23 protein-coding genes are annotated in these 25763 nt (G+C 59.0%); 9 read left to right on the top strand and 14 right to left on the bottom strand.

Annotated features, from left to right (window positions below; genetic code table 11):
- Positions 1-302: 302 nt before the first annotated feature.
- Positions 303-866, bottom strand: coding sequence for a D-glycero-beta-D-manno-heptose 1,7-bisphosphate 7-phosphatase (gene gmhB, locus IMX17_RS19745; protein WP_046899076.1), 564 nt, complete (start codon positions 864-866; stop codon positions 303-305).
- 188 nt (positions 867-1054) lie between these two features.
- Between gmhB and metN the strand changes: the two genes are divergently transcribed.
- From metN to proS, 6 genes are all read left to right on the top strand, one after another.
- Positions 1055-2086 (top strand): methionine ABC transporter ATP-binding protein MetN, encoded by a 1032-nt coding sequence (gene metN, locus IMX17_RS19750; RefSeq protein ID WP_193550148.1) that lies wholly within the window; start codon positions 1055-1057, stop codon positions 2084-2086.
- Entirely contained in the window at positions 2079-2732 is a 654-nt protein-coding gene (locus IMX17_RS19755; protein WP_004932010.1) for a methionine ABC transporter permease MetI, read from the top strand. The genes metN and IMX17_RS19755 overlap by 8 nt, the downstream gene beginning before the upstream one ends.
- Positions 2733-2771: 39 nt before the next feature.
- On the top strand, positions 2772-3587 hold the full coding sequence (locus IMX17_RS19760; protein ID WP_033644900.1) for a MetQ/NlpA family lipoprotein: 816 nt from the start codon (positions 2772-2774) through the stop codon (positions 3585-3587).
- Between the two features lie 114 nt (positions 3588-3701).
- A complete protein-coding gene (rcsF, locus tag IMX17_RS19765; protein WP_025304011.1) occupies positions 3702-4106 on the top strand; it encodes an Rcs stress response system protein RcsF in 405 nt (134 codons plus the stop codon).
- Entirely contained in the window at positions 4103-4810 is a 708-nt protein-coding gene (gene tsaA / locus IMX17_RS19770) for a tRNA (N6-threonylcarbamoyladenosine(37)-N6)-methyltransferase TrmO (protein ID WP_046899075.1), read from the top strand. Before rcsF ends, tsaA begins: the two co-directional genes overlap by 4 nt.
- A 112-nt stretch (positions 4811-4922) precedes the next feature.
- A complete protein-coding gene (proS, locus tag IMX17_RS19775) occupies positions 4923-6641 on the top strand; it encodes a proline--tRNA ligase (RefSeq protein WP_033644896.1) in 1719 nt (572 codons plus the stop codon).
- 68 nt (positions 6642-6709) lie between these two features.
- On the opposite strand, the gene nlpE is transcribed toward proS, so the two are convergent.
- From nlpE to IMX17_RS19790, 3 genes are read right to left on the bottom strand one after another with little or no spacing between them, the layout of a single operon-like run.
- A complete protein-coding gene (nlpE, locus tag IMX17_RS19780; RefSeq protein WP_193550149.1) occupies positions 6710-7393 on the bottom strand; it encodes an envelope stress response activation lipoprotein NlpE in 684 nt (227 codons plus the stop codon).
- Between the two features lie 29 nt (positions 7394-7422).
- Positions 7423-7836, bottom strand: coding sequence for an alternative ribosome rescue aminoacyl-tRNA hydrolase ArfB (arfB, locus tag IMX17_RS19785; protein WP_060660319.1), 414 nt, complete (start codon positions 7834-7836; stop codon positions 7423-7425).
- Between the two features lie 3 nt (positions 7837-7839).
- Positions 7840-8388, bottom strand: a complete 549-nt coding sequence (locus IMX17_RS19790; RefSeq protein WP_033644891.1) for a YaeQ family protein — start codon at positions 8386-8388, stop codon at positions 7840-7842.
- A 213-nt stretch (positions 8389-8601) separates the two neighbouring features.
- Here IMX17_RS19790 and IMX17_RS19795 point away from each other — a divergent pair, with 213 nt between their 5' ends.
- Together IMX17_RS19795 and rof are read left to right on the top strand one after the other, a co-directional pair.
- Positions 8602-8802, top strand: coding sequence for a YaeP family protein (locus tag IMX17_RS19795; protein WP_033652508.1), 201 nt, complete (start codon positions 8602-8604; stop codon positions 8800-8802).
- On the top strand, positions 8789-9052 hold the full coding sequence (gene rof / locus IMX17_RS19800) for a Rho-binding antiterminator (RefSeq protein WP_004931991.1): 264 nt from the start codon (positions 8789-8791) through the stop codon (positions 9050-9052). Before IMX17_RS19795 ends, rof begins: the two co-directional genes overlap by 14 nt.
- Before the next feature lie 52 nt (positions 9053-9104).
- Here rof and IMX17_RS19805 read toward each other — a convergent pair whose 3' ends face one another.
- The 8 genes from IMX17_RS19805 to IMX17_RS19840 all read right to left on the bottom strand — a co-directional run bounded on the left by IMX17_RS19805 (position 9105) and on the right by IMX17_RS19840 (position 20555).
- Positions 9105-9419: a c-type cytochrome gene (locus tag IMX17_RS19805; protein ID WP_025304017.1), complete on the bottom strand. Its 315-nt coding sequence runs from the start codon at positions 9417-9419 to the stop codon at positions 9105-9107.
- Positions 9419-10750, bottom strand: a complete 1332-nt coding sequence (gene tilS / locus IMX17_RS19810; protein WP_193550150.1) for a tRNA lysidine(34) synthetase TilS — start codon at positions 10748-10750, stop codon at positions 9419-9421. Before tilS ends, IMX17_RS19805 begins: the two co-directional genes overlap by 1 nt.
- 56 nt (positions 10751-10806) lie before the next feature.
- Positions 10807-12252: a dipeptide permease DtpD gene (gene dtpD / locus IMX17_RS19815; RefSeq protein ID WP_193550151.1), complete on the bottom strand. Its 1446-nt coding sequence runs from the start codon at positions 12250-12252 to the stop codon at positions 10807-10809.
- A gap of 68 nt (positions 12253-12320) precedes the next feature.
- The gene (gene cadA, locus IMX17_RS19820) at positions 12321-14459 is read right to left on the bottom strand and encodes a lysine decarboxylase CadA (RefSeq protein ID WP_033635725.1); all 2139 of its coding nucleotides are present in this window, start codon (positions 14457-14459) and stop codon (positions 12321-12323) included.
- Positions 14460-14554: 95 nt separating this feature from the next.
- Positions 14555-15898, bottom strand: a complete 1344-nt coding sequence (gene cadB / locus IMX17_RS19825; RefSeq protein ID WP_033644886.1) for a cadaverine/lysine antiporter — start codon at positions 15896-15898, stop codon at positions 14555-14557.
- A gap of 369 nt (positions 15899-16267) precedes the next feature.
- Positions 16268-17824 (bottom strand): lysine decarboxylation/transport transcriptional activator CadC, encoded by a 1557-nt coding sequence (gene cadC / locus IMX17_RS19830; protein WP_046899069.1) that lies wholly within the window; start codon positions 17822-17824, stop codon positions 16268-16270.
- An 89-nt stretch (positions 17825-17913) separates the two neighbouring features.
- Positions 17914-18303 (bottom strand): VOC family protein, encoded by a 390-nt coding sequence (locus tag IMX17_RS19835; RefSeq protein ID WP_046899068.1) that lies wholly within the window; start codon positions 18301-18303, stop codon positions 17914-17916.
- A 107-nt stretch (positions 18304-18410) separates the two neighbouring features.
- Positions 18411-20555, bottom strand: coding sequence for a lysine decarboxylase LdcC (locus tag IMX17_RS19840; protein WP_042785262.1), 2145 nt, complete (start codon positions 20553-20555; stop codon positions 18411-18413).
- Positions 20556-20693: 138 nt separating this feature from the next.
- Between IMX17_RS19840 and IMX17_RS19845 the strand changes: the two genes are divergently transcribed.
- Complete coding sequence (locus tag IMX17_RS19845) at positions 20694-21179, top strand: hypothetical protein (RefSeq protein WP_193550152.1); 486 nt, start codon at positions 20694-20696, stop codon at positions 21177-21179.
- An 81-nt stretch (positions 21180-21260) separates the two neighbouring features.
- Here IMX17_RS19845 and accA read toward each other — a convergent pair whose 3' ends face one another.
- Positions 21261-22220 carry an acetyl-CoA carboxylase carboxyl transferase subunit alpha gene (accA, locus tag IMX17_RS19850; protein ID WP_004931972.1) on the bottom strand — a complete coding sequence of 320 codons (960 nt, stop codon included), beginning with the start codon at positions 22218-22220 and terminating at the stop codon, positions 21261-21263.
- A gap of 12 nt (positions 22221-22232) precedes the next feature.
- Entirely contained in the window at positions 22233-25721 is a 3489-nt protein-coding gene (dnaE, locus tag IMX17_RS19855) for a DNA polymerase III subunit alpha (protein WP_033652500.1), read from the bottom strand.
- Between the last annotated feature and the right edge of the window lie 42 nt (positions 25722-25763).

Here is a 25763-nt window from a genome sequence, read left to right on the forward strand (position 1 = left end):
TTTTTTGCATCCGAAGATGCTGGATATCGTCTTGTGGAGTGCCCACACAGATTGTCTGATAAATTGTTAAAGAGCAGTGAGTTAGGCGCTTTCGCTTGCTAACTCGAGGTGGCGTATATTACGCTTTCCTCTTTCAGAGTCAACCCTAATTTTCAGGATTTTTTCTCTTTCTTCCCGGCCGCTGTGTGAAGTGAATCACTTGCGCCGTGTCGATGGAGGCGCATTATAGGGAGCCGGTTCAGAATGACAAGCGTTAATATGCATTTTTTATCTGACCGCTCACTATTCATTCGTAACGCCTATTAAACCCGCTTTTTGATGGCTGCCGGCAGGTCCGCCAGGCTGTTTAGCACCCAATCGGCCAGCTTTTCGCCCTGCTCCGTCACCGGCTTGCCGGTACGCACCAGCACCTTGGTGCCGACGCCGGCCGCGATCGCCGCCTGCATGTCTTCCGGTTTATCGCCCACCATATAAGAAGCGGCCATATCGATGTTCAATTCCTGCTGCGCTTGCAGCAACATGCCCGGCTGCGGCTTACGGCAGTCGCACACCTGGCGATACTCTTCTACTGCCGCCTCCGGATGATGCGGGCAGAAATAGATGCCGTCGAAGTCGACGTCGCGATCCGCCAGCGACCAGTCCATCCACTCGGTCAGGTACATAAACTGCTCTTCGCTGAACTTGCCGCGCGCAATGCCGGACTGGTTGGTCACCATCACCAGCGCGAAGCCCATCTTTTTGAGTTCGCGACAGGCGTCAATCACGCCGTCGATAAAGTGGAAGTTGTCGATTTCATGGACATAACCATGGTCAACATTAATCGTGCCGTCACGATCGAGAAAAATTGCTGGAACGCTTTGTGTCACCGCTTTGCTCCTGAGGGCCTGTATACGCTGACAGTATCGCATGTTTTACCCCACGCTGAGAACGCCGGAGAACGTCGTTGGTCGTTGACTTAGACGTCTAGACGCCTTAACATCTGATCCATACCTTGGTTCCACGCCGAGGTTTACTTTTATCTAGCCACGGGCAACCACGCTAAAATAAGAAGAATATGATTAAACTTTCTAACATCACTAAAGTGTTCCAGCAGGGTTCGCGCACCATTACCGCGCTCTCTGACGTGACCCTTCACGTTCCTGCCGGGCAAATCTATGGCGTCATCGGTTCCTCCGGCGCCGGTAAAAGCACGCTGATCCGCTGCGCCAACATGCTTGAGCGCCCCACCTCCGGCCAGGTGCTGGTCGATGGCCAGGATCTGACGTCTCTGTCGGAAAGCGAACTGACGCGCGCCCGTCGCCAAATCGGCATGATCTTCCAGCACTTCAACCTGCTCTCTTCCCGCACGGTGTTCGGCAACGTGGCGCTGCCGCTGGAGCTGGACAATACGCCGCGCGCCGAGATCAAAAAACGCGTGACTGAACTGCTGGAGCTGGTCGGCCTGGCGGACAAGCACGATGCCTACCCGACCAACCTGTCCGGCGGCCAGAAACAGCGTGTGGCGATCGCGCGCGCGCTGGCCAGCAACCCTAAAGTGCTGCTGTGCGACGAGGCCACCAGCGCGCTGGATCCGGCCACCACCCGTTCCATCCTGGAACTGCTGAAAGACATCAACCGCCGTCTGGGCCTGACCATTCTGCTGATCACCCATGAAATGGACGTGGTGAAACGCATCTGCGACCAGGTCGCGGTCATCAGCCAGGGGCAGCTGATCGAAAAAGACAGCGTCAGCGAAGTGTTCTCGCACCCGAAAACGCCGCTGGCCCAACAGTTCATTCAGTCCACGCTGCATCTGGATATCCCGGACGACTACGCCGCGCGCCTGTCGCCGGAGCGTCAGGGCGACCGTCAGCCGCTGCTGCGCCTGGAGTTCACCGGCCAGTCGGTCGATGCGCCGCTGCTGTCTGAAGCCGCTCGCCGCTTCAACGTGAACAACAACATTATCAGCGCCCAGATGGATTATGCCGGCGGCGTGAAATTCGGCGTGATGCTGGCGGAGCTGCACGGCAGCGACGAAGACGCGCTGGCGACGATTAAGTTCCTGCAAGAAAATCAGGTAAAAGTAGAGGTTCTGGGTTATGTCTGAGGCAATGATGTGGTTGATGGCGCGTGGCGTGTGGGAAACCGTCATGATGACCTTTGTCTCCGGCTTTTTCGGTTTCGTGCTCGGCCTGCCGGTAGGCGTGCTGCTGTATGTCACCCGCCCGGGGCAGATCATCGCCAACAATTCGCTGTATAAGATCCTGTCCGGGCTGGTGAACATCTTCCGTTCCATCCCGTTCATTATCCTGCTGGTTTGGATGATTCCGTTTACCCGCATGATCGTCGGCACCTCGATCGGCCTGCAAGCGGCGATCGTGCCGCTGACCGTCGGCGCCGCGCCGTTCATCGCGCGCATGGTGGAAAACGCCCTGCTGGAGATCCCGTCCGGTCTGGTGGAAGCGGCGCGCGCCATGGGCGCCACGCCGATGCAGATCATCAAGAAAGTGCTGCTGCCGGAGGCCCTGCCGGGCCTGGTCAACGCCGCGACCATCACCCTGATCACCCTGGTGGGCTACTCCGCCATGGGCGGCGCGGTCGGCGCCGGCGGCCTGGGCCAAATCGGTTACCAATACGGTTATATCGGTTATAACGCCACAGTTATGAATACCGTATTAGTATTACTGGTAGTTTTGGTTTATCTGATCCAATTCTGCGGCGATCGCATCGTCAAAGCCGTTACCCATAAATAGTTTCACAGCATATTAATGCGAGTCTAATGAGGAAGGGATATGTCGTTAACATTTAAATCCATCGCGACAATTGGCGCACTGATCGGCACTCTGGCTCTGGCGGGCTGCGGCCAGGATGAAAAGAATCCAAACCACATCAAGGTCGGCGTGATCGTCGGTGCAGAGCAGCAAGTCGCCGAAGTGGCGCAGAAAGTGGCGAAAGAGAAATACGGTCTGGACGTTGAGCTGGTCACCTTCAACGACTACGTGCTGCCTAACGAAGCGTTGAGCAAAGGCGATATCGATCTGAACGCCTTCCAGCACAAACCTTATCTGGATCAGCAGATCAAAGATCGCGGCTACAAGCTGGTGCCGGTCGGCAACACCTTTGTTTACCCGATCGCCGGTTACTCCAAGAAAATCAAATCGCTGGACGAACTGAAAGAAGGTTCGCAGATCGCGCTGCCTAACGATCCGACCAACCTGGGCCGTTCGCTGCTGCTGCTGCAGAAAGTCGGTCTGATCAAACTGAAAGACGGCGTTGGCCTGCTGCCGACCGTGCTGGACGTGACCGAGAACCCAAAAAACCTGAAATTGGTTGAGCTGGAAGCCCCTCAGCTGCCGCGGTCTCTGGACGATCAGCAGATCGCGCTGGCGGTGATCAACACCACCTACGCCAGCCAGATCGGCCTGACGCCGGCGAAAGACGGTCTGTTTGTGGAAGATAAAGACTCGCCTTACGTCAACCTGCTGGTTGCGCGCGAAGATAACAAAGACGCGGAAAACGTGAAGAAATTCGTTCAGGCCTACCAGTCTGACGAAGTTGACGCCGCCGCCAACAAAATCTTCAACGGCGGTGCCGTGAAAGGCTGGTAAGCGCTTATTCACCAATTTTATTCCTATAATTGCAAGACGGGCCAAGGCCCGTCTTGTTATTTCCGCCATAGATTGCTTCAATAGCGCCACTTTCATTAAGGCAGAGGAATCTCAATGCGTGTTTTACCTCTCTGTTTGTTAGCGCTCGCGCTGGCCGGATGTTCATCGCAACGTATCGCGCCATCCTCAACAAACAGCACCAGCAAGCCGACCACGACCGCCCCGGCCAAGACCACGCCGGCCGCCCGCCCCGCTCCGGTAAAACTGTATAAAAGTGCAGAAGAACTCGTGGGTAAACCGTTCCGCGATCTGGGTGAAGTGTCCGGCGAATCGTGCCAAACCACCGTACAAGACTCCCCACCGAATCTGGCTACCGCCCGTAAACGCATGCAAATCCGTGCGTCTTACATGAAGGCCAACGCCGTGCTGCTGCACGACTGCCAGATTGTCAGCGGCGTCGCCGGTTGTTACCAGCAGGCCGTTTGCCAGGGCTCGGCGCTTAACGTCTCATCTAAATGACCGAATTCGTTTTCGAGCAGATCGGCGTGATCCGCTCGCCGTATAAAGAGAAATTCGCCGTGCCCCGCCAACCGGGGCTGGTCGAAGACGGTGGCGGCGAACTGCTGCTGCTGCCGCCCTATAACCAGGCGGAAGCGGTTCGCGGTCTCAGCGATTTCAGCCATCTGTGGGTGATGTTCATTTTCCATCAAACCATGGAAGGCGGCTGGCGCCCGACGGTACGCCCACCGCGTTTAGGCGGCAATGCCCGCATGGGCGTGTTCGCCACCCGCTCCACCTTCCGCCCCAACCCGCTCGGCATGTCGCTCATTGAGCTCAAAGGCGTACGGGTGAAAAACGGGGAAGTGGCGCTGGAACTGGGCAGCCTCGATCTGGTCGACGGCACCCCGGTGGTGGACATCAAGCCTTATCTGCCGTTCGCCGAGAGCCAACCGCAGGCCCGCGCCGGCTTTGCCCAGGCCGCGCCCGCCGGCGATATGCCGGTGCGTTTCGCGCCGCAGGCGGAACAACAGCTGCAGCAACATCAGGCGCGCTACCCGCAATTAAGGCGTTTTATCAGCCAGGTGCTGGCACAGGACCCCCGTCCCGCCTATCGTAAAGGAGAGGACGTCGAACGGGATTACGCCGTCTGGCTGCTGGATTTCAACGTGCGCTGGCACGTCGTCGCCGGCCACACCGAAGTGCTGTCGCTCGACCCGCGTTAAAATTCCGCCGCCTCTCTTTTGGCGACCCGCTCGCGCTGGTAAACTAAATCACTTTTTGGCCGCCACTCTGGCAGCCCGATGCAATTTGCAGTTCTAACGGAACCAAAACACCATGCGTACTAGCCAATATCTGCTCTCCACTCTGAAGGAGACACCTGCCGACGCCGAAGTGATCAGCCACCAGCTGATGCTGCGCGCCGGGATGATCCGCAAGCTGGCCTCCGGTCTTTACACCTGGCTGCCGACCGGCCTGCGCGTTCTGAAAAAGGTTGAAAACATCGTTCGCGAAGAAATGAACAATGCTAACGCGATCGAAGTGTCCATGCCGGTGGTTCAACCTGCCGACCTGTGGCAGGAAAGCGGCCGTTGGGAGCAATACGGCCCCGAGCTGCTGCGCTTCGTCGACCGCGGCGACCGTCCTTTCGTGCTGGGCCCGACGCATGAAGAAGTGATCACCGATCTGATCCGCAACGAGATCAGCTCGTACAAGCAGCTGCCGCTGAACTTCTTCCAGATCCAGACCAAGTTCCGTGATGAAGTGCGCCCACGTTTCGGCGTGATGCGTTCCCGTGAGTTCCTGATGAAGGATGCCTACTCCTTCCATACCTCACAGGAGTCTCTGCAGGAGACTTACGACGCGATGTACGAAGCGTACAGCAAAATCTTCAGCCGCATGGGCCTGGATTTCCGCCCGGTGCAGGCCGATACCGGCTCGATCGGCGGCAGCGCGTCGCACGAATTCCAGGTGCTGGCAGACAGCGGTGAAGACGATATCGTGTTCTCCACCGGTTCCGACTTCGCCGCCAACATCGAGCTGGCGGAAGCGGTCGCTCCGGCAGCGCCGCGCGCGGCGGCCAGCGAAGAGCTGCGCCTGGTGGATACGCCAAACGCCAAAACCATCGCCGAACTGGTCGAGCAATTCCAGCTGCCGGTGGAAAAAACCGTGAAGACGCTGATGGTGCGCGCCACCGAAGAGAGCGGCCATAAACTGGTCGCCCTGCTGGTGCGCGGCGATCACGAGCTGAACGAAATCAAGGCCGAAAAGCTGGCGCAGGTTGCCGCGCCGCTGACCTTCGCCACCGAAGAAGAGATCCGCGCTATCGTCGGCGCCGGCCCGGGTTCCCTCGGCCCGGTCAAGCTGCAGATGCCGGTGGTTGCCGACCGCAGCGTGGCGGCGATGAGCGACTTTGGCGCCGGCGCCAACGTCGACGGCAAACACTACTTCGGCATCAACTGGGAGCGCGATCTGCCGCTGCCGCAGGTGGCCGACATCCGTAACGTGGTGGAAGGTGACGCCAGCCCGGACGGTCAGGGCACGCTGCTGATCAAACGCGGCATCGAAGTGGGCCATATCTTCCAGCTCGGCACCAAGTACTCGGAAGCGATGAAAGCGACCGTGCAGGGTGAAGACGGCCGCAACCAGGTGCTGACCATGGGTTGCTACGGCATCGGGGTGACGCGCGTCGTGGCCGCCGCCATCGAGCAGAACCATGACGAACGCGGCATCATCTGGCCGGACGCCATCGCGCCGTTCCAGGTCGCTATTCTGCCGATGAACATGCACAAGTCATTCCGCGTGCAGGCGCTGGCGGAAGAGCTGTACAACACCCTGCGCTCCCACGGTATCGATGTGATCCTCGATGACCGCAAAGAGCGTCCGGGCGTGATGTTCGCGGATATGGAACTGATCGGCGTGCCGCACTCTATCGTTATCGGCGACCGTAACCTCGATAACGAAGAGATCGAGTACAAAAACCGCCGCGTCGGCGAGAAGCAAATGATCAAAACCGGCGAAATCGTTGATTTCCTGCTGGGCCAGATCAAACGCTAAACACCGAGCGTCAGCGAATAAAAAACCCGCCTAGGCGGGTTTTTTTATGTCCATGGGGACAGGGGAAGTTAGTTGTTGCTGCAGCTTTTACTGCGGTCGAACGCGATTTTGCCGTCCGGCACCACCGCCTTCTCTATCTGCCCCTCTTCCATCGACGGCTGCACGCTGAAGTGCGCGTTGAAAGTCAGAAACACCGGCTCACCGGCATTCTTATTGGCTTTGGCGTAACCTTGCTCCAGCGCGATGTTGTTATCCACCGGGAACGTAATGCCGGTGGCGCAATCTTTGAACACCGCCGCGTCGGCCATATAGGTGTAGCTGCCTTTCATCACCATCGGCGTTTTAGGCAATGGCTTCTCGACCGGCTCCAGACGATAATTCAGCTTGGAGGCGATCGGCGCGCCGCTGCGATCCAGCATCTCAAGGCTCTTGCCCACCGGGCGGAAGTAGCGTTTTTCTCCGGTGCTGTCGGTCAGCACCAGCTTATCCGCGGTGCGCGCCCATTTGCCGTAGTCGGCAAAGGTCTGATCGCCGTCTTTGCTGCCGCGATAGGTTTCTTGCAGCACGAAGGTGCCATCCTCATCCAGGAACAGCGCCGTATCCAGCCCGCCGCAATCGGCGCAAGGCAACACCCCTTGATAACTCTGCGGCATCGCCTGCAGCGGTTGTTCCTTCGGTTGATAATGATTGTTGCATCCCAACAACGAGAGTGCGCCTGCCGCCAAGAACAGGGCTACCGTAATTTTCTTCACAGTTATTCTCCTACTGTGTTCATGTATTCCTAAGTGCGAACCTTGCCACGCAGCGCCTTGGTGGCGCCCTTACGCGCCTTGCCTTCCAAACGGCGCAATTTTGCCCCTTTGGTCGGTTTGGTCGCCTTGCGCGTTTTTTCCACCACCATCGCCTGCTGAATCAGCGCGACCAATCTGGCCAACGCCGCTTCGCGATTCAATTCCTGACTGCGATACTCTTGCGCCTTGATAATCACTACGCCATCAGCGGTAATGAGATGATGATTCAGCGCCAGCAGCCTTTCCTTATAATACTCTGGCAGGCTGGATGCCCGGATGTCAAAGCGCAAATGGATCGCCGTTGAGGTTTTGTTCACGTGCTGGCCACCCGCGCCCTGCGCGCGGATCGCCGTCAATTCCAGCTCATTATCCGGTATGGCGACGTTTCTTGACAGTTCCAGCACCGGTCACACCTGTGCCTGCTGCCACTCGGCAAACTGGATTTCCAGACTATTCTGAGCATCAGACAGCCAAATAGTTCCCTCCTGCAGCGTTGCCTGCAGCGTCATGGTGCGGCTGGCCAGCGCCGTCAGGCGCGCCAGCTGTTCGTCATCGAGGAAGCGCACGCTCAGGTTCTTGTAGCCGGCCACTTTTCCCTGCATCGCCTGCCACCAAACGTGCGCGGCGCGCTCGCCGTAAGCGTACAACACCACGCGCGGCGACTGGTTGCAGGCCTTGCGGATGCGTTTCTCGTCGGGCAATCCCATCTCGATCCACATTTCCAGCCCGTTGTGGTCGTTGCGCTGCCAGATCTCCGGCTCATCGTCGGCGCTCAGCCCTTTGGTGAACACCAGCCGCTCGTCGGCATGACAGATCCAGGCCAACAGGCGCAGCATCATGCGCTGCTCATTTTCGGACGGGTGTTGCGCCAGCGTCAGCGTAGCGTCGTGGTAGAAGTGACGATCCATATCAGCAATATTGACCGCGGCTTTATAAATGGTTGCTTTCAGCGCCATGGGTGACCTCGTTATTATCCGGCGACAGTGTACTTGATCAGGGCCAAACCCCGCCAGCGCGGCCAGGCTGCGGCAGTGCGAAAGGCGTGCCGGGGTGCTGATAACTCCATAACAGCTGTGCTATAGTCGTCTAGGATAGGATAAAACTCCGAGAGCCTGCGCCTCATCGCGATAGTAGTCTTGATGATGCAGAGGTTCTTAAGGGAGGAAACTGTGCAACAATACTGTGAGTTAGTACGCCGTACTTACGCCGAGATTGGCAGTGGAGATCTTGGCTACGTGCCTGATGCGCTGGCTTGTGCGTTAAAGGCATTGGACGATGTCGCAGCGAACCACGCGCTACCGTCCTCCGTTAGGGAACAGGCGGCCTTTGCCGCCGCTAACTTATTGGTGAGCGACTATGTTGATGAATGATGAGTACCAACCCATCAATTGCGATGACTACGACAACCTGGAACTCGCCTGTCAGCATAAACTTATTCTGAAGCTGGAGTTACGCGACGGAGAAGTGATCGAGGCCAAGGCTATCGACCTGCTGCAAAAGAAACGCGTTGAGTATCTGACCATCGAACAGAACGGCCAGCAGCGCGACCTGCGTCTGGACCATATCAGCAGTTTCAGTCATCCGGAAATCGGTACCGTGGTCGTCAGCCTGTCGGACTGAACGCAGCGGTAACCCCATCCCAACAGGGCAGCCCAACGGCTGCCCTCGTCATTTAGGGCTTCAGGCTGGCGTAATAAGCCGCCAGATCGGCGATATCGTCATCCGACAATCCCGACACATAGGCTTTCATCACCTCGGCCTGGCCGCCGTTGCGTTCCCCTTTCTTGTACGCCTGCAACGCGTGCTGCAGGTACATGGCGTTCTGCCCGGCCAGATTCGGGTACATCGGCACCGTCACCTTGCCCTGCGCGCCGTGGCAGGCCGCGCACGCGGCGGCTTTGGCCTGACCGGCGGCCGCATCCCCCGCCGCCAACGCCGGCAGGCTGAACAGGCCTGCAGCCAACAGCGCGATTTCCACAAACTTCATCATTGCTCCTCACGATTATGATTTTTTTCCCAGCGCAGCCGCCACGGGCGTTCGCCTTCCGGCACCTGCCCCGCCTCACAGACGAATACGCCCAGCGCGGCGATCAGCTGCTCATCATAATAAATCAACGGGATGCGTTCACGCTGCCAGGGAGGAATACCCAGCTCCTGCCACAGTTTTTTGATCGGCCGCGAATGGGTGCGCCCCACGATGCGCACCGCGCCCTGTACACCGCCGAAACGAATGCTAATCTGCTGCGATGGCAGCGGCGCGCGCAGCGCCAGATCGCCCTCACCGGCAACCAACTGCCCCAGCCCGTCCGGCAACGTCAGTGGCTGGTCAGGCTGCCAGGGCAGATGCACATCGCGCAGCGCCGCCAGCGGCGGCAACAGGTGCAATCGGCCTCGGAAACGGCGGATCTGATAGGCGCCGAGCTGCAGCTGCGGTTCGGCATCTTCCCGGCTGAGCGCCACCTCATCCCACAGACGCTGCAACTGCTCACGCGCCGGCATGGTGACGTTGAACAATGCGATCCAGCGCCGCAACAGAGCGAAGCGCCGCACCGGCGAACAGGCCGTCAAACCGTCGATCGCCAATGAGCGATCCGCCGCCAACAGGCTTTGCAGCGGTTCCGCCAGCAGCTCGTCCAACAATTGTTCCTGTTCGGCGCACAGGCTGGCGCTGCGCGCCACCGCCGAGGCGAAGTGCGGCCAACGTTGATTGAGCTGTGGCAACACCTGCAACCGCAGGAAATTGCGATCGAAGCGCGTGTCCTGATTGCTGTCGTCGTCTATCCAGGCCAAGCCGTGGCGCTGCGCGTAATTTTCCAGCGTTTGACGCGAGCAGCCCAGCAACGGCCGCAACAGCAGGTGCTCGCCCAGCGTGGCGCGCGCCGCCATCGCCGACAACCCCGCCGGCCCGCTGCCGCGCTTGAGCGCCAACAGGAATGTTTCACTTTGATCGTCGAGGTGTTGGGCGGTGAGCAGCGCTTCCCCCTCCGTCAGCGCGGCGCTGAAGGCGGCATAGCGCGCCGCACGCGCCGCCGCTTCGATGCCGCCCTGACGGGCATCCACCTGCACGTGCGTCACCGTCAGCGGGATCCGCCACTCGGCGCACCGGCTGCGGCAATGCTCAACCCAACGGTCGGCAAAGGCGCTCAGGCCATGATGCACGTGCAACGCGCGCAGCTGCAGCGCCGGACGTTGGCGGCGCAACGCCGCCAGCAGATGCAGCAGCACGCTGGAATCCAGGCCGCCGCTGAACGCCACCAGCAGCCGCTGCTGCGAGCCCAGCTGGTCCGCCACCTGCGTCGTTAATTGATCAGTATCCATCGGTAGGCTTTGTTACTTCTACGTAGCTGCACGTTAACCCCGCCTACCGCCATCAATCAAGCATTAACCGTCCGGGCCTGGCGTCGCGTCAGCAGCCACCAGCCGCCCAGCACCGCGATCACCGCCAGCGCACATCCGGCCGCTCCCCAGCCGATCTGGGCGAAAATGCGGCCATACGCCTGCATCGCCGCCCCTTCGATGTGATCCTCGGCGGTCTGATTGGCGATAATGCCCGCCAGATAGTTGGCGATCGAACCGGTCGCTAGCATATAGATGCCGGTCAACACGCCGGTGGCGCCGGGGATATTCAGCCGGGTGATCTGCGCCATCGCCACCGGATCGATAAACAGTTCGGCAAAGCCCATCACCGCCAAACCGGCGATCATCAACCCCATCGATCCCGGCCCGTGCAGCCGCGTATTGAGCGCCATCAGCGTAAAGCCGGCGCCGATCAACAGCAGACCGAAAGCGAACTTGCACCAGATGCGCAGCGTGCGGTCGCCATCGCCGCTCGCCAGCCAGGCCAGCGCCACGCCGCCCAGCATCACCGCGCAGGCGTTAACCGACTGGAACAGCGCGGTCGGCACCGTCCAGCCGAACCAGCGCCGGTCAACGAAGTGATCGATAAACAGGCTGATGGAGCTGCCGCCCTGCTGGGCAAAAGCCCAGAACAGCGTGCCGAGCAGCATCAGTACGATGATCTGCCACAACCCTCGCCGCTGGCCGGCGTCCGAGCGCAGCATAATGCGCGCCACCAGCGCCACCGCCGCCACGCACACCAACCCGAGCAAATAGCCGGCCCAGCCGCGTTCAAACAGCAGCGTGAAGAACAGCGGCGACGCCAGCAGCGCCGCCAGCAGCCATCCCCAGTGCGGCAGGCCCAGGCTCCTGGCGCGCATCAGCGGTGCATTCACGCCGCGCGTGTGGCGAAAATGGCGTCCGCCAAGCAGAAAAATCACCAGACCGGCGAACATGCCGATCCCGGCCAACGCAAAGCCGACGTGCCAGCCATAGCGCTCGGCCGCCAACCCGCAGGCGATCGGCGCCAGAATAGATCCGACGTTGCCGGCGGCGTACAGCAGCGAGAAGCCCCCTTCGCGGCGCGAGTCCTGCGCCGGATACAGCTCGCCCAGCAGGCAGCTGATATTGGATTTGAACAGGCCGTAGCCGCAGATGATGATCGCCAGCGCCAGATAGAGCGACTGGGCGGAGACCGCGCTCAAACCAAGCACGATATGTCCCAGGGTCATCAGCGCCGCGCCGGCGATCACCGCGACGCGGTTGCCCAGCAGGCGGTCGGCGAGCCAGCCGCCAAGAATAGGAGTGACGTAAACTAACGAAGCGTAAGCGCTGTAGAGATCGATGGCGTGGCTGTCGGTATAGCCGAGTTGGTGGGTCAGATAGAGGATCAATAACGCACGCATGCCGTAAAAGCTGAAATATTCCCAAATTTGTATCGCTACGACATAGTAGATTGCGCGCGGCTGTGAGGGTGTTTTCATGGTGGTCTCCCATCAGTCGGTGAACGACAAAGGGGAAGCGCGAGCGCCTCCCCTCTTATTGGCTGCGGTTATTTCGCCTTCAGCACTTTCACCCGATAACGTCCGTCCGCCTGGCGATAGGCGCCGTGAATGTCGGTTTCAAAGCCCGGATAATGCGCGCCGATTTCGCACAGCATCTGCAGGAATTCCAGCACCGGCCGGCTCTCCTCGGTCAGCATTTCGCCCGGCATCACCAACGGCACGCCCGGCGGGTATGGGAGGATCATGTTGGCGTTGACCTTACCGACCATCTCTTCCAGATAGACCTCTTCCACTTCACCGTGCAGCTCTTTCTGGAACGCCTGGTACGGATTCATCACCATGGTTGGCAGCACTTCGAACGCGCGGTACATCAGGTCCGGCAGGTTGTGTTGCTCCACCAGGCGGTGAATGTTCTGCGCCAGATCCTGAATGCGCATGTTTTCATAGAAATCAGGCGCTTCCTGATACAGCGAAGGCAGCATGTTTTTCACCCGCAGGTTCAGATCGAACGAGCGTTTGAAGTCGGTCATCGCGCGCAGCAGGCTGAGCGCCTTGGTTTTATCGATGCCGATGCTGAACAAGAACAGCAGATTGTACGGCCCGGTTTTCTCGACGATGATACCGCGTTCGTCGAGGTATTTCGCCACGATGCTGGCCGGGATGCCGAACGGCTGCATCTCGCCTTCCTTGCTCATCCCCGGGGTCAGAATGGTGACCTTGATCGGGTCCAGATACATGTGTTCGTTATCGATGTTCTTGAAGCCGTGCCAGGCGCTGTCGGAGCGCAGCGGCCAGCATTCCGGCTCATCGATATGCTCCGGCTGCCAGACGTCGAAGAACCAGCCGTCGGACTCGACTTTCAGGCGTTTGATCTCTTTGCGGAACTTGATCGCGCGCTCGATAGAGCCGTTGATCAGGCGCTTGCCGGCGTTGCCTTTCATCATCGCCGCGGCGGTTTCGGTCGACGCCACGATGCCATAGTGCGGTGAAGTGGTGGTGTGCATCATGTAGGCTTCGTTGAAGGTCTCTTCGTTGATATCGCCCTTCACATGAATCATCGACGCCTGCGAGAAGGCCGCCAGCAGTTTGTGGGTGGACTGGGTTTCGTAGATCACCTTGCCCTCCACGCGGCCGCCGCTCATGCCGCACTTGCCTTTATAGATCGGATGGAAGTTGGTGTAAGGCACCCAGGCGGAGTCGAAATGGATCGACTTCACGTCCAGAGTGTTCTTGATAAAGTCGGTGTTGTACAGCAGGCCGTCATAGGTGGAGTTGGTGATCACCGCGTGCACCGGCCAGGTGGCGTTCGGGGTTTCCTTCACGCGTTTGGCTATGGTGGCGCGCTGGAACTCGCTCTGCGGAATGCCGCCGAGGATGCCGTAGGCATTGCGGGTCGGGCGGAAGTAGATCGGCGTGATGTCGCTCATCATCATCAGGTGAGTCAGCGACTTGTGGCAGTTACGGTCAATCAGCACCGTGCTGCCCGCCGGCGCCGAATACATACCGACGATCTTGTTGGCGGTGGAGGTGCCGTTGGTGACCATGTAGCTGCGTTCGGCGTTGAACACGCGGGAAATGTACTCTTCCGCCTCTTTGTGCGGGCCGGAGTGATCCAGCAGCGACCCCAGTTCGGACACCGAAATCGAGATATCCGACTTCATGGTGTTCGGGCCAAAGAAATCGTAGAACAGGCTGCCCACCGGGCTCTTCTGGAACGCGGTGCCGCCCATGTGGCCCGGCGTACAGAAGGTGTATTTGCCTTCGCGCACGTATTTGAACAGCGCCTTGGTCAACGGCGGCAGGATGGTGTCGATATACTCGTCGGTATTCTGTTTGATCTTGGCGGCGATGTCGGTTGCCGCGCCGAGCGCATATTCGAAGAAGCGCACCTGCATGCGCAGATCGTTCAGGCTGACGTCCAACGTGGAATAGGTGTTGGCGAATGCGTACAGCGGCATGTATTCGTTCAGCTGGCTGATCTCTTCGCACAGCTCCAGATTGTATTTGTCCCAGTCGAAGATCACCCCGCACAGACGGGCGTTGTTCTCGATCAGTTTCAGCAGGTCTTCGCGATCGTTAGGGTAAACGATGCGGAAATCCAGACTTTCCAGCGCCTGATGCAGTTCACGGATAGGCTCTTCTTTGAAATAGACACCCATGTGATTCATGATGGCGATAACGTTCATATGCATTTCTCCTGGCAAAGCAAGCCCCTTCCCGTCGCGGCTGACAGGTCGGAAAGAAAGGGGCTGGGTAAATTCAGTCGGTCAGCGGACGCGAATCAGTGCGCTTTGGCCGTGGTGTTTTCATCGACCGCAGCTGCGTTGGCAGCCTGGCGGGTATTCATTTTCCGGGCGTAGAACATCAGGATAATCAGGCTGATGATAAAGGTGCCGGACAGTTCGAATGAGTTGGCGCCCATCAGCGCGATGAAGCAGAAGCCGCAGCCGCACACCGAAGCGATCAGGCTCAGCAGGTTGCGCACGTTGACCCCTTCGAAGCGGATCAGGTCTACGCAGGAGTAGAAGTAAGGCAGCATGGTCAGCAGCACCGCGATGCCGGTCAGCTCGCCGAACAGATCGGAAGCCTTGCCGCCGGCGGAGCTCATCAGGGTGATCAGCACCATCAGCGCGGTCATTTTGCAGCTCGCGAGCAGCAGGCCTTTTTTCGGAATGCCGTTTTTATCCAGCTCGCCGTACACTTTCGGGAAGTTGCCGTCGTTGGCGGCGCGCACCCCGGCCTGGCCGACCAGCATCATCCATGACCCGAGCGAGGTCAGGCAGGCAAAGGCGGTGAAGGCGGAAACCATCGGTGCCGCCCAGTTGCCCATAATCGCCGAGGCGCTGATGGCGAACGGCGCGCCGCTGGCGGCCATTTCAGACGCCGGGAACATGCCGCTGATCACCTGGGTGGCGGCGATGTAGATGATGCCCGCCAAACCGGTGCCAAGCATGGTCGCCAGCGGCACGGTGCGTTTCGGGTTTTTCACCATGCCGGTGCTGACCGCCGCGGATTCCACGCCGATGAATGCCCACAGGCACAGCAGGATGCTTTTGATGACCGCATGGCTGTCGGTGGTGCCGGAGGTATTCCAGTTAGCCTGGTAGGTGGCGGCGTCAAACCAGTGCCAGCCGAGGGTGGCGGTTACGATCACCGGGATCAGCACCAGCACCAGGCCCAGGGTGGTCAAGCGGCTGACCCAGGTCCCGCCCAGCATGTTGACGAAGGTGAAGATCCACACGATGGCGATACAGGCGATGCCGGCAGGCACCGGGTTGTTCAACGCCGGGAAGAAGGTGGAGAGATAAGAAACGGCGGTAATGCCGATGGCCAGGTTGCCGATCCAGTTGGCATGGTAATACAGCACGCCGGTCTGGAAGCCGAACGCCGGGGAAATTTCACCGGCGTAGGCGATAGGGCCGCCCTGCTGCGGGTTTTTGGTGGCGAGGCGGGCGTACACGTAGGCCAGCGACATCGCCCCAATAATCGAGATCACCCATCCCCAAATGGCGATGGATCCGAGACTCGCCAGGTTGGCGGGCAATAAGGCAATCCCGCTCCCCATCATATTACCGGCGACGACGCCGGTGCAGGCAATAAGCCCTATTTTCTTGGGTGAAGCCATGGTCAGTTTCTCCTGATTTACGTTTCTTATAAGCCACACCCATAAATAAAACATTTTAATGAGCCGGCTTGATAGTCAGGATGCTAACCATCGGCAGAAATAAAGTCCTAAAGATAAAGTGAGATTACGCTCATGATCATACAAATGATAATCTGAGGTTTTTGATTAACACATCAAGATAAAAAGGTAAGCTAAAGAAAAGATAAACATCTTTTAAAAACAAGACAATAACCAGGTTAATCACAAATAACAAACGGCAGAAAAGGAACGATATTGCGCAGCAAAATAACACAATGGCGCAACATGTCTTCACCAATAAATAACGCCGCCGGAATTCCCTGAGAATAATGGCGGCGTGGTTCTGGTGAATTATTGGCGCCGATAGTTATTTAAATAAGGCACCACGTTGGTCAATGACGTCTGGAATACGCCATTGGTGATCCAATGCAAGGTATCTTCACCGGGGCGCAGGTTGAACGCGGTAATATAAGAATCCGCCGCCAAATGATTCTGCCCCTGCATTTCATACACTTTGCCCAGCAGCACATAATTCAGCCACGACATTTGCAACTCAATCCCCAGCTCGATCGCCCGGTGCGCATCGTCAATGCGTCCCTGCGCCAGCGCATCAACCGCCAGAACTTGCTGCACGATCGGCGTATTTTTCAATTCGGGGATCGTCGCCAGATGGCTGATATCGGCGCGCAATTGCGCCAGCCCCTGGCTGTCGAACGGTTGATAAGAGTTGCGCAGCACATCCACCAGCGCTTTTTCCGCCAGCAGGTAGTGGAAATTCGGCGCGCTTTTAATCAGCTCGCTCAGCTGCGCGCTGGCGCGGGTCAACGAATCGGCGTCGCCGTGGATCAACAATTGATGCGCCTGATAGAAGCGCTGCAGCAGCGGCCCGTTGTCCGGCAGCAGCTGCGCCAGACGCTGTTCCAGCTGCGGCGGCCAGGGCTGTTTCAGCGCGGCGGACAGGCTGGAGAGGAAGTCGCTTTGGATCTTCAGTTGGTTATCGGCGGTGATGAAGTAACGCTTGTCCAGCATGACTGAGCTGTCGGCATTATCCACCAGCCGCACGGACAGGAAACACTGCTGGGCGCGGTAGTGGCGCTGATTGACGAACTCGATATACAGCGACTTGCCCGAATTGCTGGGGCCGGAATAGTTGTAATTGGTTTGGTCGTGCACCAGGAAGGTCGAGTAGGTGTTGAGCGAATCGGTGATCAGCTCGCTGACGCCCACCACATAGGAGAGCTGCGGCATCCAGTTGCTGCAGCTCTCGCCGCCCTGGATGCGGATATCGATATCGCGCGGATTGAGCAGCACCGGCATGCTCGATACCGGCACGCGCTGCGACAGCGTGGCGATGCCGACAAACGCCACGCAGACGCTGAGCGCCGCCAGAAACGCCAGCCACACCCAAAACGTCGAGCGGCGATAAAAGCGCGGCTGCTTTTCGCCGGGCGCGGCAGCCGGCGTTCGGGTCCGGCTCGGCGGCACGTACGGCGTATCGTCTTCATCATCGCTGCCGTCTTCCGGCTCATGCATGATCACCGCAATCTGCGGCGCCGGCGCAGGGACGGGCTGCGACTCCCCGTCTTCACACCAGATCACTGAAGCCGCCAACTTATACCCGCGCTTAGGCACGGTGATAATGTACTCCGGACTGTCGCTGTCGCCGTCTTTCAGGTATTTGCGCAGTTCTGAAATGCATTGGGTCACCACGTGATTAGTGACGATATTGCGCTTCCAAACGCTATCAATCAGCTCGTCGCGGCTCAGCACCACATCGGGGTGCCGGGCGAAATAGCACAGCATGTCGATCAGGCGCGGTTCCAGCGTTTTCTGGCGGCCGTCACGGCTGATGGTATTGTCGGCAGGGGTAACCAGCCACTCCCCGACGCGAAAAGCAGGCTCTTGCATGGCGGAAATAACTCTGTAGGCATGTGGGGCAAGGGCGCGATCATAGCATAATCGCCCCCGGCTGTGGCCGCCGGGAGGCGATTAAGCCGTTAACTCTCGTATAATTCTAACGGTAAACCATCGGGATCGCTGAAAAAGGTAAAACGGGATTGAGTATAAGGATCGACGCGTACCGGTTCGCAGGCGACGCCGGCCGCCTGCAGATGGACGATGGCCTGGTCGATATCGTCAACGCTGAACGCCAGATGGCGCAGGCCGCAAGCCTCCGGGCGGCTGACGCGGGCCGGCGGCGAAGGGAAAGAAAACAGCTCGAGGGTGTATTGCCCGTTGAGCGCCAGATCCGCTTTCCAGGAGTCACGCTCCTCGCGGTAAACTTCACTCAGCAGGGTAAAACCGAGAATGTCGCAATAGAAATGCTTACTGGCGGCGTAGTCCGCGCCAATGATCGCGATGTGATGCACCTGACGTAATGCCAGCATAGAAACCCTCTCCTGTTCATTCTGATGGTGCACGGTATCCGGCGGCGATGAGGCCGTCAATGAGGAAGCCCGGCGCATCTTTCCAAACCGCCGGGCGCATTATGGCCTTATGGCTGTGGGGCTTTCAGCACCTTCACCAGATAGCGTCCGTCCTCCGTCAGCTTGGCGCCGTGGATGTCGGTTTCAAAACCGGGATAGCGCTCGCCGATAGAGCACAGCATCAGCAGGAAATCGAGCACCGCCCGGCTCTCTTCGGTGATCATTTCCCCCGGCATCACCAGCGGCACGCCTGGCGGATAAGGCAGGATCATATTGGCCGCCACTTTGCCCACCAACTGATCCAGCTCGCAGGTTTCCACATTGCCGCGCACCTGCTCCTGGAACATCTGGTGCGGCGTCAGCTTCATTTCCGGCAGCACGTCAAACGCCCGCTGCATCAGGCGCGGCAGATCGTGTTGGCAGATCAGGCGATGAATACCGGCGGCCAGATCCTGGATGCGCATATGGCGATAGAAATCCGGATCCTCGGCGTACAGATCCGGCAGCATGTTCTTCACCCGCAGGTTGAGATCGTAGGCTCGCTTGAAGTCGGTCAGGCCGCGCAGCAGGCTCATCGCCTTGGTTTTATCGATGCCGATGCTGAACAGGAACAGCAGGTTGTACGGCCCGGTCTTCTCCACCACGATGCCGCGCTCGTCGAGGTACTTCGCCACCAGCGCCGCCGGGATCCCCTCTTCCTCCAGCGCCCCCAGCTCATTCATGCCCGGCGTCAGGATCGTCACCTTGATCGGATCGAGATACATATGATCGCGATCGGTCTGGCCGAAACCGTGCCAGTTATCGTCCGGATCCAGCGGCCAGCACTGCGCTTCATCGATCTCTTCCGGCTGCCAGATATCGAAGAACCAGCTGTCGCTTTCCTCGCGCAGCCGCTGCACTTCACGGCGAAAATGCAGCGCGCGCTCCACCGAACGGTTGATCAAGCGGCGCCCCGGATTGCCGCGCAGCATGGCGGCGGCGGTTTCCATCGACGCCACGATGCCGTAGTGCGGCGAAGTGGTGGTGTGCATCATGTAGGCTTCGTTGAAGGTGCTCTCGTCGTAGTCGCCCTTGATATGAATCATCGAGGCCTGCGAGAAGGCCGCCAGCAGCTTGTGGGTGGATTGGGTTTCGTAGAAAACCTTGCCGGGCACCCGATCGCCGCTCATGCCGCTCTTGCCGTCGTAAATCGGATGGAAGTTGGTGTAAGGCACCCAGGCGGAGTCGAAGTGGATCGATGGCACTTCCAGCGTCTGCTTGATGTAGTCGGTGTTGTACAGCAGGCCGTCATAGGTGGAATTGGTGATCACCGCATGCACCGGCCAGGTGGCGTTCGGGGTCTCCTGCACCCGGGCGGCGATGCTGGCGCGGGTAAACTCGCGCTGCGGAATACCGCCGAGGATGCCGTAGGCGTTGCGCAGCGGGCGCAGATAGATCGGCACAATATCGCTCATCATCAGCAGGTGACACAGCGATTTGTGGCAGTTGCGGTCGATCAGCACCGTGCTGCCCGCCGGCGCCGAATACATGCCGACGATCTTGTTGGCGGTGGAGGTGCCGTTGGTGACCAGATAGCTCTGCTCGGCATTGAAGGTGCGCGCGATGTACTCTTCGGCCTCCAAATGCGGGCCGGTGTGATCCAGCAGCGACCCGAGCTCGGTGACCGAAATCGAGATGTCGGCCTTCAGGGTATTGGCGCCGAAGAAGTCATAGAACAGGCAGCCCACCGGGCTTTTCTGGAACGCGGTGCCGGCCATGTGGCCCGGCGTGCAAAAGGTATACTTGCCTTCGCGCACGTAGTTGAACAGCGCCTTGGTCAGCGGCGGCGTAATGGTGTCGATGTATTCCGCCGTGTACTGCTGGATGCGCTGCGCGATATCGTCCGCCGCATTCAGGCCATACTCGAAGAAATAGAGCACCATGCGCATTTCATGCAGGCTGACGTCGAAGGTGGAGTGGGTATTGATAAAGGCGTACAGCGGCAGGTATTCGTTTAGCTCGTTGATCTCGCTGCACAGCTCCAGGCTGTAATCGTCCCAGTCGAAGATCACGCCGCAGATGCGGGCATTGGCTTCGATCAGCTTCAGCAGGTCACCGCTGTTTTTGGGGTACACCAGCTGGAACCCCATCGCGCCCAGCGCCGCATGGAGCTCGCGGATCGGCTCATCTTTGTAGTAGACGCCCGTCGGGCCCATGATGGCGATGATATTCATCGGCAGCTCCTGTCAGTTAACGGCTAAACCCCTATCACAACACGAAATATCGGTATGAACAACCGCCTATCGGGGGAACGAAAGCCTTGCCCGTTCCGCTCGTTGCCAAACATTCGCTCGCGGGGGTAATATCAGAGCATGAGTAAAAAATCATCCGCCATTTCGCCGCAGCAACGCCTTCAGCAAGAAATTGCTCAGTTGCGCCAGGACTGCCGTAACCAGCAAAGAAAGATCGACCTCTTCTTGTTCGAACGGCGGCGGCACGAGGTAAAGCTGTTCTGGCTCTTCCTGCTAATCGGCCTGCCGTTGGGAGCCTGGCTGTCGTATTCTTCGATCAGCCGCGTGTTCCGGGCATTTGACGTGGGATTCGTGTCAATCAGATGGCACCAATACCACAAAGACTACTCCCTCTCCAGCGATCCCTTCTGGTTCTGGCTGGTGATTACCGTTTACGTGTTTCTTGCTGCCTTGATTATACTGGCGTTCGTCTACCTCATACTGTTGTTTTCATCCCTGAGTCATTCTCGGCTCACCCGCAAGCCGCCCCCGGTGCAGGAGGCAATGCAAAAGCATCTGCAGTATTTGCAAACAGAACTGGAAAAACGCGAACAGCGACAACAATAGCGCATGGGTCTTGCCCATCTGGCGCGCATAAAAAAGCCGGCCCGTTTTCACGGACCGGCTGATGGCTAATGGCTGAAATAATCAGCAGTAGCCGTAGTTCATCAGACGCTGGTAACGGCGGTTGAGCAACTCTTCGTCGTTCAGGCCATCCAGATCTTTCAGATCGGCCAGCAGCTGCGCTTTCAGCGCGGCGGCCATCGCCGGCACGTCGCGGTGCGCGGAACCCAGCGGCTCCGGGATCACCGAGTCGATCAGCTTCAGCTCTTTCAGACGCGGCGCGGTGATGCCCATCGCTTCCGCAGCCAGCGGCGCCTTGTCGGCGCTCTTCCACAGGATGGAGGCGCAGCCTTCCGGCGAAATCACCGAGTAGGTGCTGTACTGCAGCATGTTCACCTTGTCGCCCACGCCGATCGCCAGCGCGCCGCCCGAGCCGCCTTCACCGATGACGGTGCAGATGACCGGTACGTTCAGACGCGACATCTCACGCAGGTTGCGCGCGATGGCTTCCGACTGGCCGCGTTCTTCCGCGCCCACGCCCGGATAAGCGCCCGGGGTATCGATAAAGGTGATGATCGGCATTTTGAAGCGGGCGGCCATTTCCATCAGGCGCAGCGCCTTCCGGTAGCCTTCCGGCGCCGGCATGCCGAAGTTACGGCGGATCTTCTCTTTGGTCTCACGGCCTTTCTGGTGCCCGATGATCATCACCGGGCGGCCATCCAGGCGCGCAATCCCCCCGACGATCGCTTTGTCGTCGGCGTAAGCGCGATCGCCCGCCAACTCTTCGAAGTCGGTAAAGATGTGTTTGATATAATCCAGGGTATAAGGACGGCGCGGGTGGCGTGCCAATTGGGCAATCTGCCAGGCCCCAAGATCGGCAAAAATCTTGCGCGTCAGCTCAACGCTCTTTTCACGCAGGCGCTGAACCTCTTCGTCCAGATTAATATCTAATTTTTCGTCTTGACGGCTGACTGCAGTCAGCGAGTCAATTTTCGCTTCCAGCTCTGCAATCGGCTGTTCAAAATCAAGAAAATTCAGACTCATAGCATTCCTATTTTAGTCAAATTCCAAGTCCACCTGCTCATTGCCTACCAACGTCCGCAAGTCTATCAACAAGCGGTCGGTGGGCGTCACGCGCCAGGTTGCGCCAAAACGCAGCTTGGCTCGCGCATCTTCCCGTTGATAGTAGAGATGCACTGGAATCGTCCCCGAGCGATGGGGTTCCAACGACTGACGGAGACGGTTCAAAAGCTGGTCATCAATTTGCCTGTCAGTCAGCGAGATAGCAAGCCCGCGAGCGTATTTTTCCCGGGCTTCACTGATGTCCATTACCTCGCGGGCCATCATTTTAAGCCCGCCGCTAAAGTCATCAAAGCTGACCTGTCCACTGGCGATAAGGATACGGTCTTTTTCCAACAAATGCTGGTATTTTTCTAACGCTTCTGTGAATAGCATCACTTCCAGACGGCCCGAACGGTCATCCAGCGTACAGATGCCGATGCGGTTGCCGCGCTTGGTCACCATCACCCGCGCGGCGACCACCAACCCGACGGCGGTAGTCATTTTGCCCCGATCCGTCGGGTGCATGTCTTTCAAACGCTGGCCACCGGCGTAACGTTCGATCTCCTTGAGGTATTGGGTGATCGGGTGGCCGGTCAGGTACAGCCCCAGCGTTTCCCGTTCACCGTCCAACACCACCTGCTCCGGCCAGGGCGCGATGTTGGCGTAGGATTGCTCCACCTGCTCCGGCGCTTCCGCCAGCACGCCAAACATGTCCACCTGGCCGATAGCTTCGGCTTTCGCATGCTGATCCGCCGCTTTCAACGCGTCGCCGAGCGAATTCATCAGCGCGGCGCGGTGTGGCCCAAGGCGATCGAACGCCCCGGACATGATCAGTTTTTCCAGAATGCGGCGGTTCAGTTTCTTGATGTCGGAGCGCGCGCAGAGATCGAACAGGTCTTTGAAATAACCTTGTTCGCCGCTGTTGCGCGCTTCGATAATGGCTTCGATCGGCCCTTCCCCCACGCCCTTGATGGCGCCGATGCCGTAAACGATCTCGCCATCGTCATTGACGTGGAAGTGATACAGGCCGCTGTTGATGTCCGGCGGCAGGATCTTTAGCCCCATGCGCCAGCATTCGTCCACCAGCCCCACCACTTTGTCGGTGTTGTCCATATCGGCGGTCATCACCGCCGCCATAAACTCGGCCGGATAGTGCGCCTTCAGCCACAGCGTCTGATACGACACCAGCGCGTAGGCGGCAGAGTGCGATTTGTTGAAGCCATAACCGGCGAATTTCTCCACCAGGTCGAAGATTTTCACCGACAGTTCGCCGTCGATGCCGCGCGCTTTGGCGCCGTCTTCAAAGCCGCCGCGCTGCTTGGCCATTTCGACCGGGTTCTTTTTACCCATCGCACGGCGCAGCATGTCCGCGCCGCCCAGCGTATAGCCGGCCAGCACCTGGGCAATCTGCATCACCTGTTCCTGATACAGGATGATGCCGTAGGTCGGTTCCAGCACCGGCTTGAGCGACTCATGCTGCCACTGAATGTCCGGGTAGGAGATCTCTTCGCGGCCGTGTTTGCGGTCGATGAAGTTATCCACCATGCCCGACTGCAGCGGCCCCGGACGGAACAGCGCCACCAGTGCGATCATGTCTTCGAAGCAGTCGGGCTTCAGACGTTTGATCAAATCTTTCATGCCGCGCGATTCAAGCTGGAACACCGCCGTGGTTTCCGAACGCTGCAGCATGTCGAAGCTTTTCTTGTCGTCGAGCGGGATGGCGGCGATGTCGATCGGTTCCAGCCCAGTCTTGGCGCGCCGGGCATTGATCATCTCCAGCGCCCAGTCGATGATGGTAAGGGTGCGCAGACCGAGGAAGTCGAACTTCACCAGCCCGGCGTATTCCACGTCGTTCTTGTCGAACTGGGTCACCGGGTGGTTCCCTTCGGCATCGCAGTACAGCGGCGCGAAGTCGGTGATCTTGGTCGGCGCGATCACCACGCCACCGGCGTGTTTACCGGCGTTGCGCGTCACCCCTTCCAGCTTGCGCGCCATGTCGATCAGCGCCTTGACCTCTTCGTCGGCCTCGTAAATTTCCGGCAGCTGCGGTTCGGCGGCGAAGGCTTTCTCCAGCGTCATGCCCGGATCCGGCGGCACCAGTTTGGAGATGCGATCGACGAACCCGTACGGGTGCCCCAACACGCGGCCTACGTCGCGGATAACCGCTTTCGCCGCCATGGTGCCGAAGGTGATGATCTGCGATACCGCTTCGCGGCCGTACATCTCCGCCACGTGCTCGATCACCTGATCGCGCTTCTCCATGCAGAAGTCGACGTCGAAGTCGGGCATCGAGACACGTTCCGGGTTCAGGAAGCGTTCAAACAGCAGGTCGAATTCCAGCGGATCGAGGTCGGTGATTTTCAACGCATAGGCCACCAGCGAGCCGGCACCGGAGCCTCGCCCTGGGCCCACCGGCACGTTGTTGTCCTTCGACCACTGGATAAATTCCATCACGATCAGGAAGTAGCCGGGGAACCCCATCTGGTTGATCACTTTCAGCTCGACGTCCAGACGCTCGTCGTATTCCGGGCGGCGCTGCGCGCGCACTTCAGGATCGGGGAACAGGAACTCGAGGCGCTCTTCCAGCCCCTCTTTCGATTTGAGTACCAGGAAGTCCTCGGTGCTCATATCGCCAGTCGGGAACTGCGGCAGGAAGTACTCGCCGAGGCGAATGGTGACGTTACAGCGCTTGGCGATTTCGACGCTGTTCAGCAGCGCTTCCGGGATGTCGGCGAACAGCTCGCACATCTCGTCTTCGCTGCGCATGTATTGTTGCGGGCTGTAGTTGCGCGGCCGCTTGGGATCGTCCAGCGTAAAGCCGTCGTGGATGGCGACGCGGATCTCATGAGCGTCGAAGTCATCTTCCACCAGGAAACGCACGTCGTTGGTGGCCACCACCGGCAAACCGCGCTCGGTGGCCAGCGCCACCGCCGCATGCAGATAGTTCTCTTCGTCCGGGCGGCCGGTGCGGATCAACTCCAAGTAGTAGCAGTCCGGGAAATATTGCTGGTAGAAATCCAGACACTGATCCACCTGCGCCTGGTTGCCGCGCAGCAGAAACTTGCCGACGTCGCCCTGACGCGCGCCGGAAAGCAGGATCAGCCCTTCGCGATGTTCAATCAGCCAGTCGCGATCGATGATCGGGCCGGCGGCGCCGTAGCCGCGCTGATAGGCGCGGGAAATCAGCAGCGTCAGGTTCTGGTAGCCTTCGTTGTTGCTGGCCAGCACCGTCAGCTGAGCGAGTTCGTCGCCCAAGACTTCGCTTTGCACATGGAAATCCGCGCCGATGATCGGTTTGATCCCGGCGCCGTGCGCGCTGCCGTAGAACTTCACCAGCCCACACAGGTTGGTGAAATCGGTGATTGCCAGAGCAGGCATGGCTAACGCGGCGGCTCTTTTCACCAGCGGCGCCGTCTTGGCCAATCCATCAATCATGGAGTAGTCACTGTGGACGCGCAGGTGAATAAAACGAGGTTCGGCCATCTCCAGATACCTGATTGAAGGGGCTCAGCGTGCTGAGCCCGG

The sequence above is a fragment of the Serratia sp. X3 genome (genome assembly GCF_014982455.1).
Lineage (GTDB): Bacteria > Pseudomonadota > Gammaproteobacteria > Enterobacterales > Enterobacteriaceae > Serratia > Serratia ureilytica.

What these genes read in the sequence shown, in the direction of transcription:
- tilS (WP_193550150.1), bottom strand. Translation starts at nt 10,750, where the DNA reads ATGGATACTGATCAATTAACGACGCAGGTGGCGGACCAGCTGGGCTCG.
- dtpD (WP_193550151.1), bottom strand. Translation starts at nt 12,252, where the DNA reads ATGAAAACACCCTCACAGCCGCGCGCAATCTACTATGTCGTAGCGATA.
- IMX17_RS19805 (WP_025304017.1), bottom strand. Translation starts at nt 9,419, where the DNA reads ATGAAGTTTGTGGAAATCGCGCTGTTGGCTGCAGGCCTGTTCAGCCTG.
- proS (WP_033644896.1), top strand. Translation starts at nt 4,923, where the DNA reads ATGCGTACTAGCCAATATCTGCTCTCCACTCTGAAGGAGACACCTGCC.
- cadA (WP_033635725.1), bottom strand. Translation starts at nt 14,459, where the DNA reads ATGAACGTTATCGCCATCATGAATCACATGGGTGTCTATTTCAAAGAA.
- IMX17_RS19790 (WP_033644891.1), bottom strand. Translation starts at nt 8,388, where the DNA reads ATGGCGCTGAAAGCAACCATTTATAAAGCCGCGGTCAATATTGCTGAT.
- IMX17_RS19840 (WP_042785262.1), bottom strand. Translation starts at nt 20,555, where the DNA reads ATGAATATCATCGCCATCATGGGCCCGACGGGCGTCTACTACAAAGAT.
- cadB (WP_033644886.1), bottom strand. Translation starts at nt 15,898, where the DNA reads ATGGCTTCACCCAAGAAAATAGGGCTTATTGCCTGCACCGGCGTCGTC.
- rof (WP_004931991.1), top strand. Translation starts at nt 8,789, where the DNA reads ATGTTGATGAATGATGAGTACCAACCCATCAATTGCGATGACTACGAC.
- IMX17_RS19760 (WP_033644900.1), top strand. Translation starts at nt 2,772, where the DNA reads ATGTCGTTAACATTTAAATCCATCGCGACAATTGGCGCACTGATCGGC.
- IMX17_RS19845 (WP_193550152.1), top strand. Translation starts at nt 20,694, where the DNA reads ATGAGTAAAAAATCATCCGCCATTTCGCCGCAGCAACGCCTTCAGCAA.
- accA (WP_004931972.1), bottom strand. Translation starts at nt 22,220, where the DNA reads ATGAGTCTGAATTTTCTTGATTTTGAACAGCCGATTGCAGAGCTGGAA.
- IMX17_RS19755 (WP_004932010.1), top strand. Translation starts at nt 2,079, where the DNA reads ATGTCTGAGGCAATGATGTGGTTGATGGCGCGTGGCGTGTGGGAAACC.
- rcsF (WP_025304011.1), top strand. Translation starts at nt 3,702, where the DNA reads ATGCGTGTTTTACCTCTCTGTTTGTTAGCGCTCGCGCTGGCCGGATGT.
- dnaE (WP_033652500.1), bottom strand. Translation starts at nt 25,721, where the DNA reads ATGGCCGAACCTCGTTTTATTCACCTGCGCGTCCACAGTGACTACTCC.
- cadC (WP_046899069.1), bottom strand. Translation starts at nt 17,824, where the DNA reads ATGCAAGAGCCTGCTTTTCGCGTCGGGGAGTGGCTGGTTACCCCTGCC.
- metN (WP_193550148.1), top strand. Translation starts at nt 1,055, where the DNA reads ATGATTAAACTTTCTAACATCACTAAAGTGTTCCAGCAGGGTTCGCGC.
- IMX17_RS19835 (WP_046899068.1), bottom strand. Translation starts at nt 18,303, where the DNA reads ATGCTGGCATTACGTCAGGTGCATCACATCGCGATCATTGGCGCGGAC.
- tsaA (WP_046899075.1), top strand. Translation starts at nt 4,103, where the DNA reads ATGACCGAATTCGTTTTCGAGCAGATCGGCGTGATCCGCTCGCCGTAT.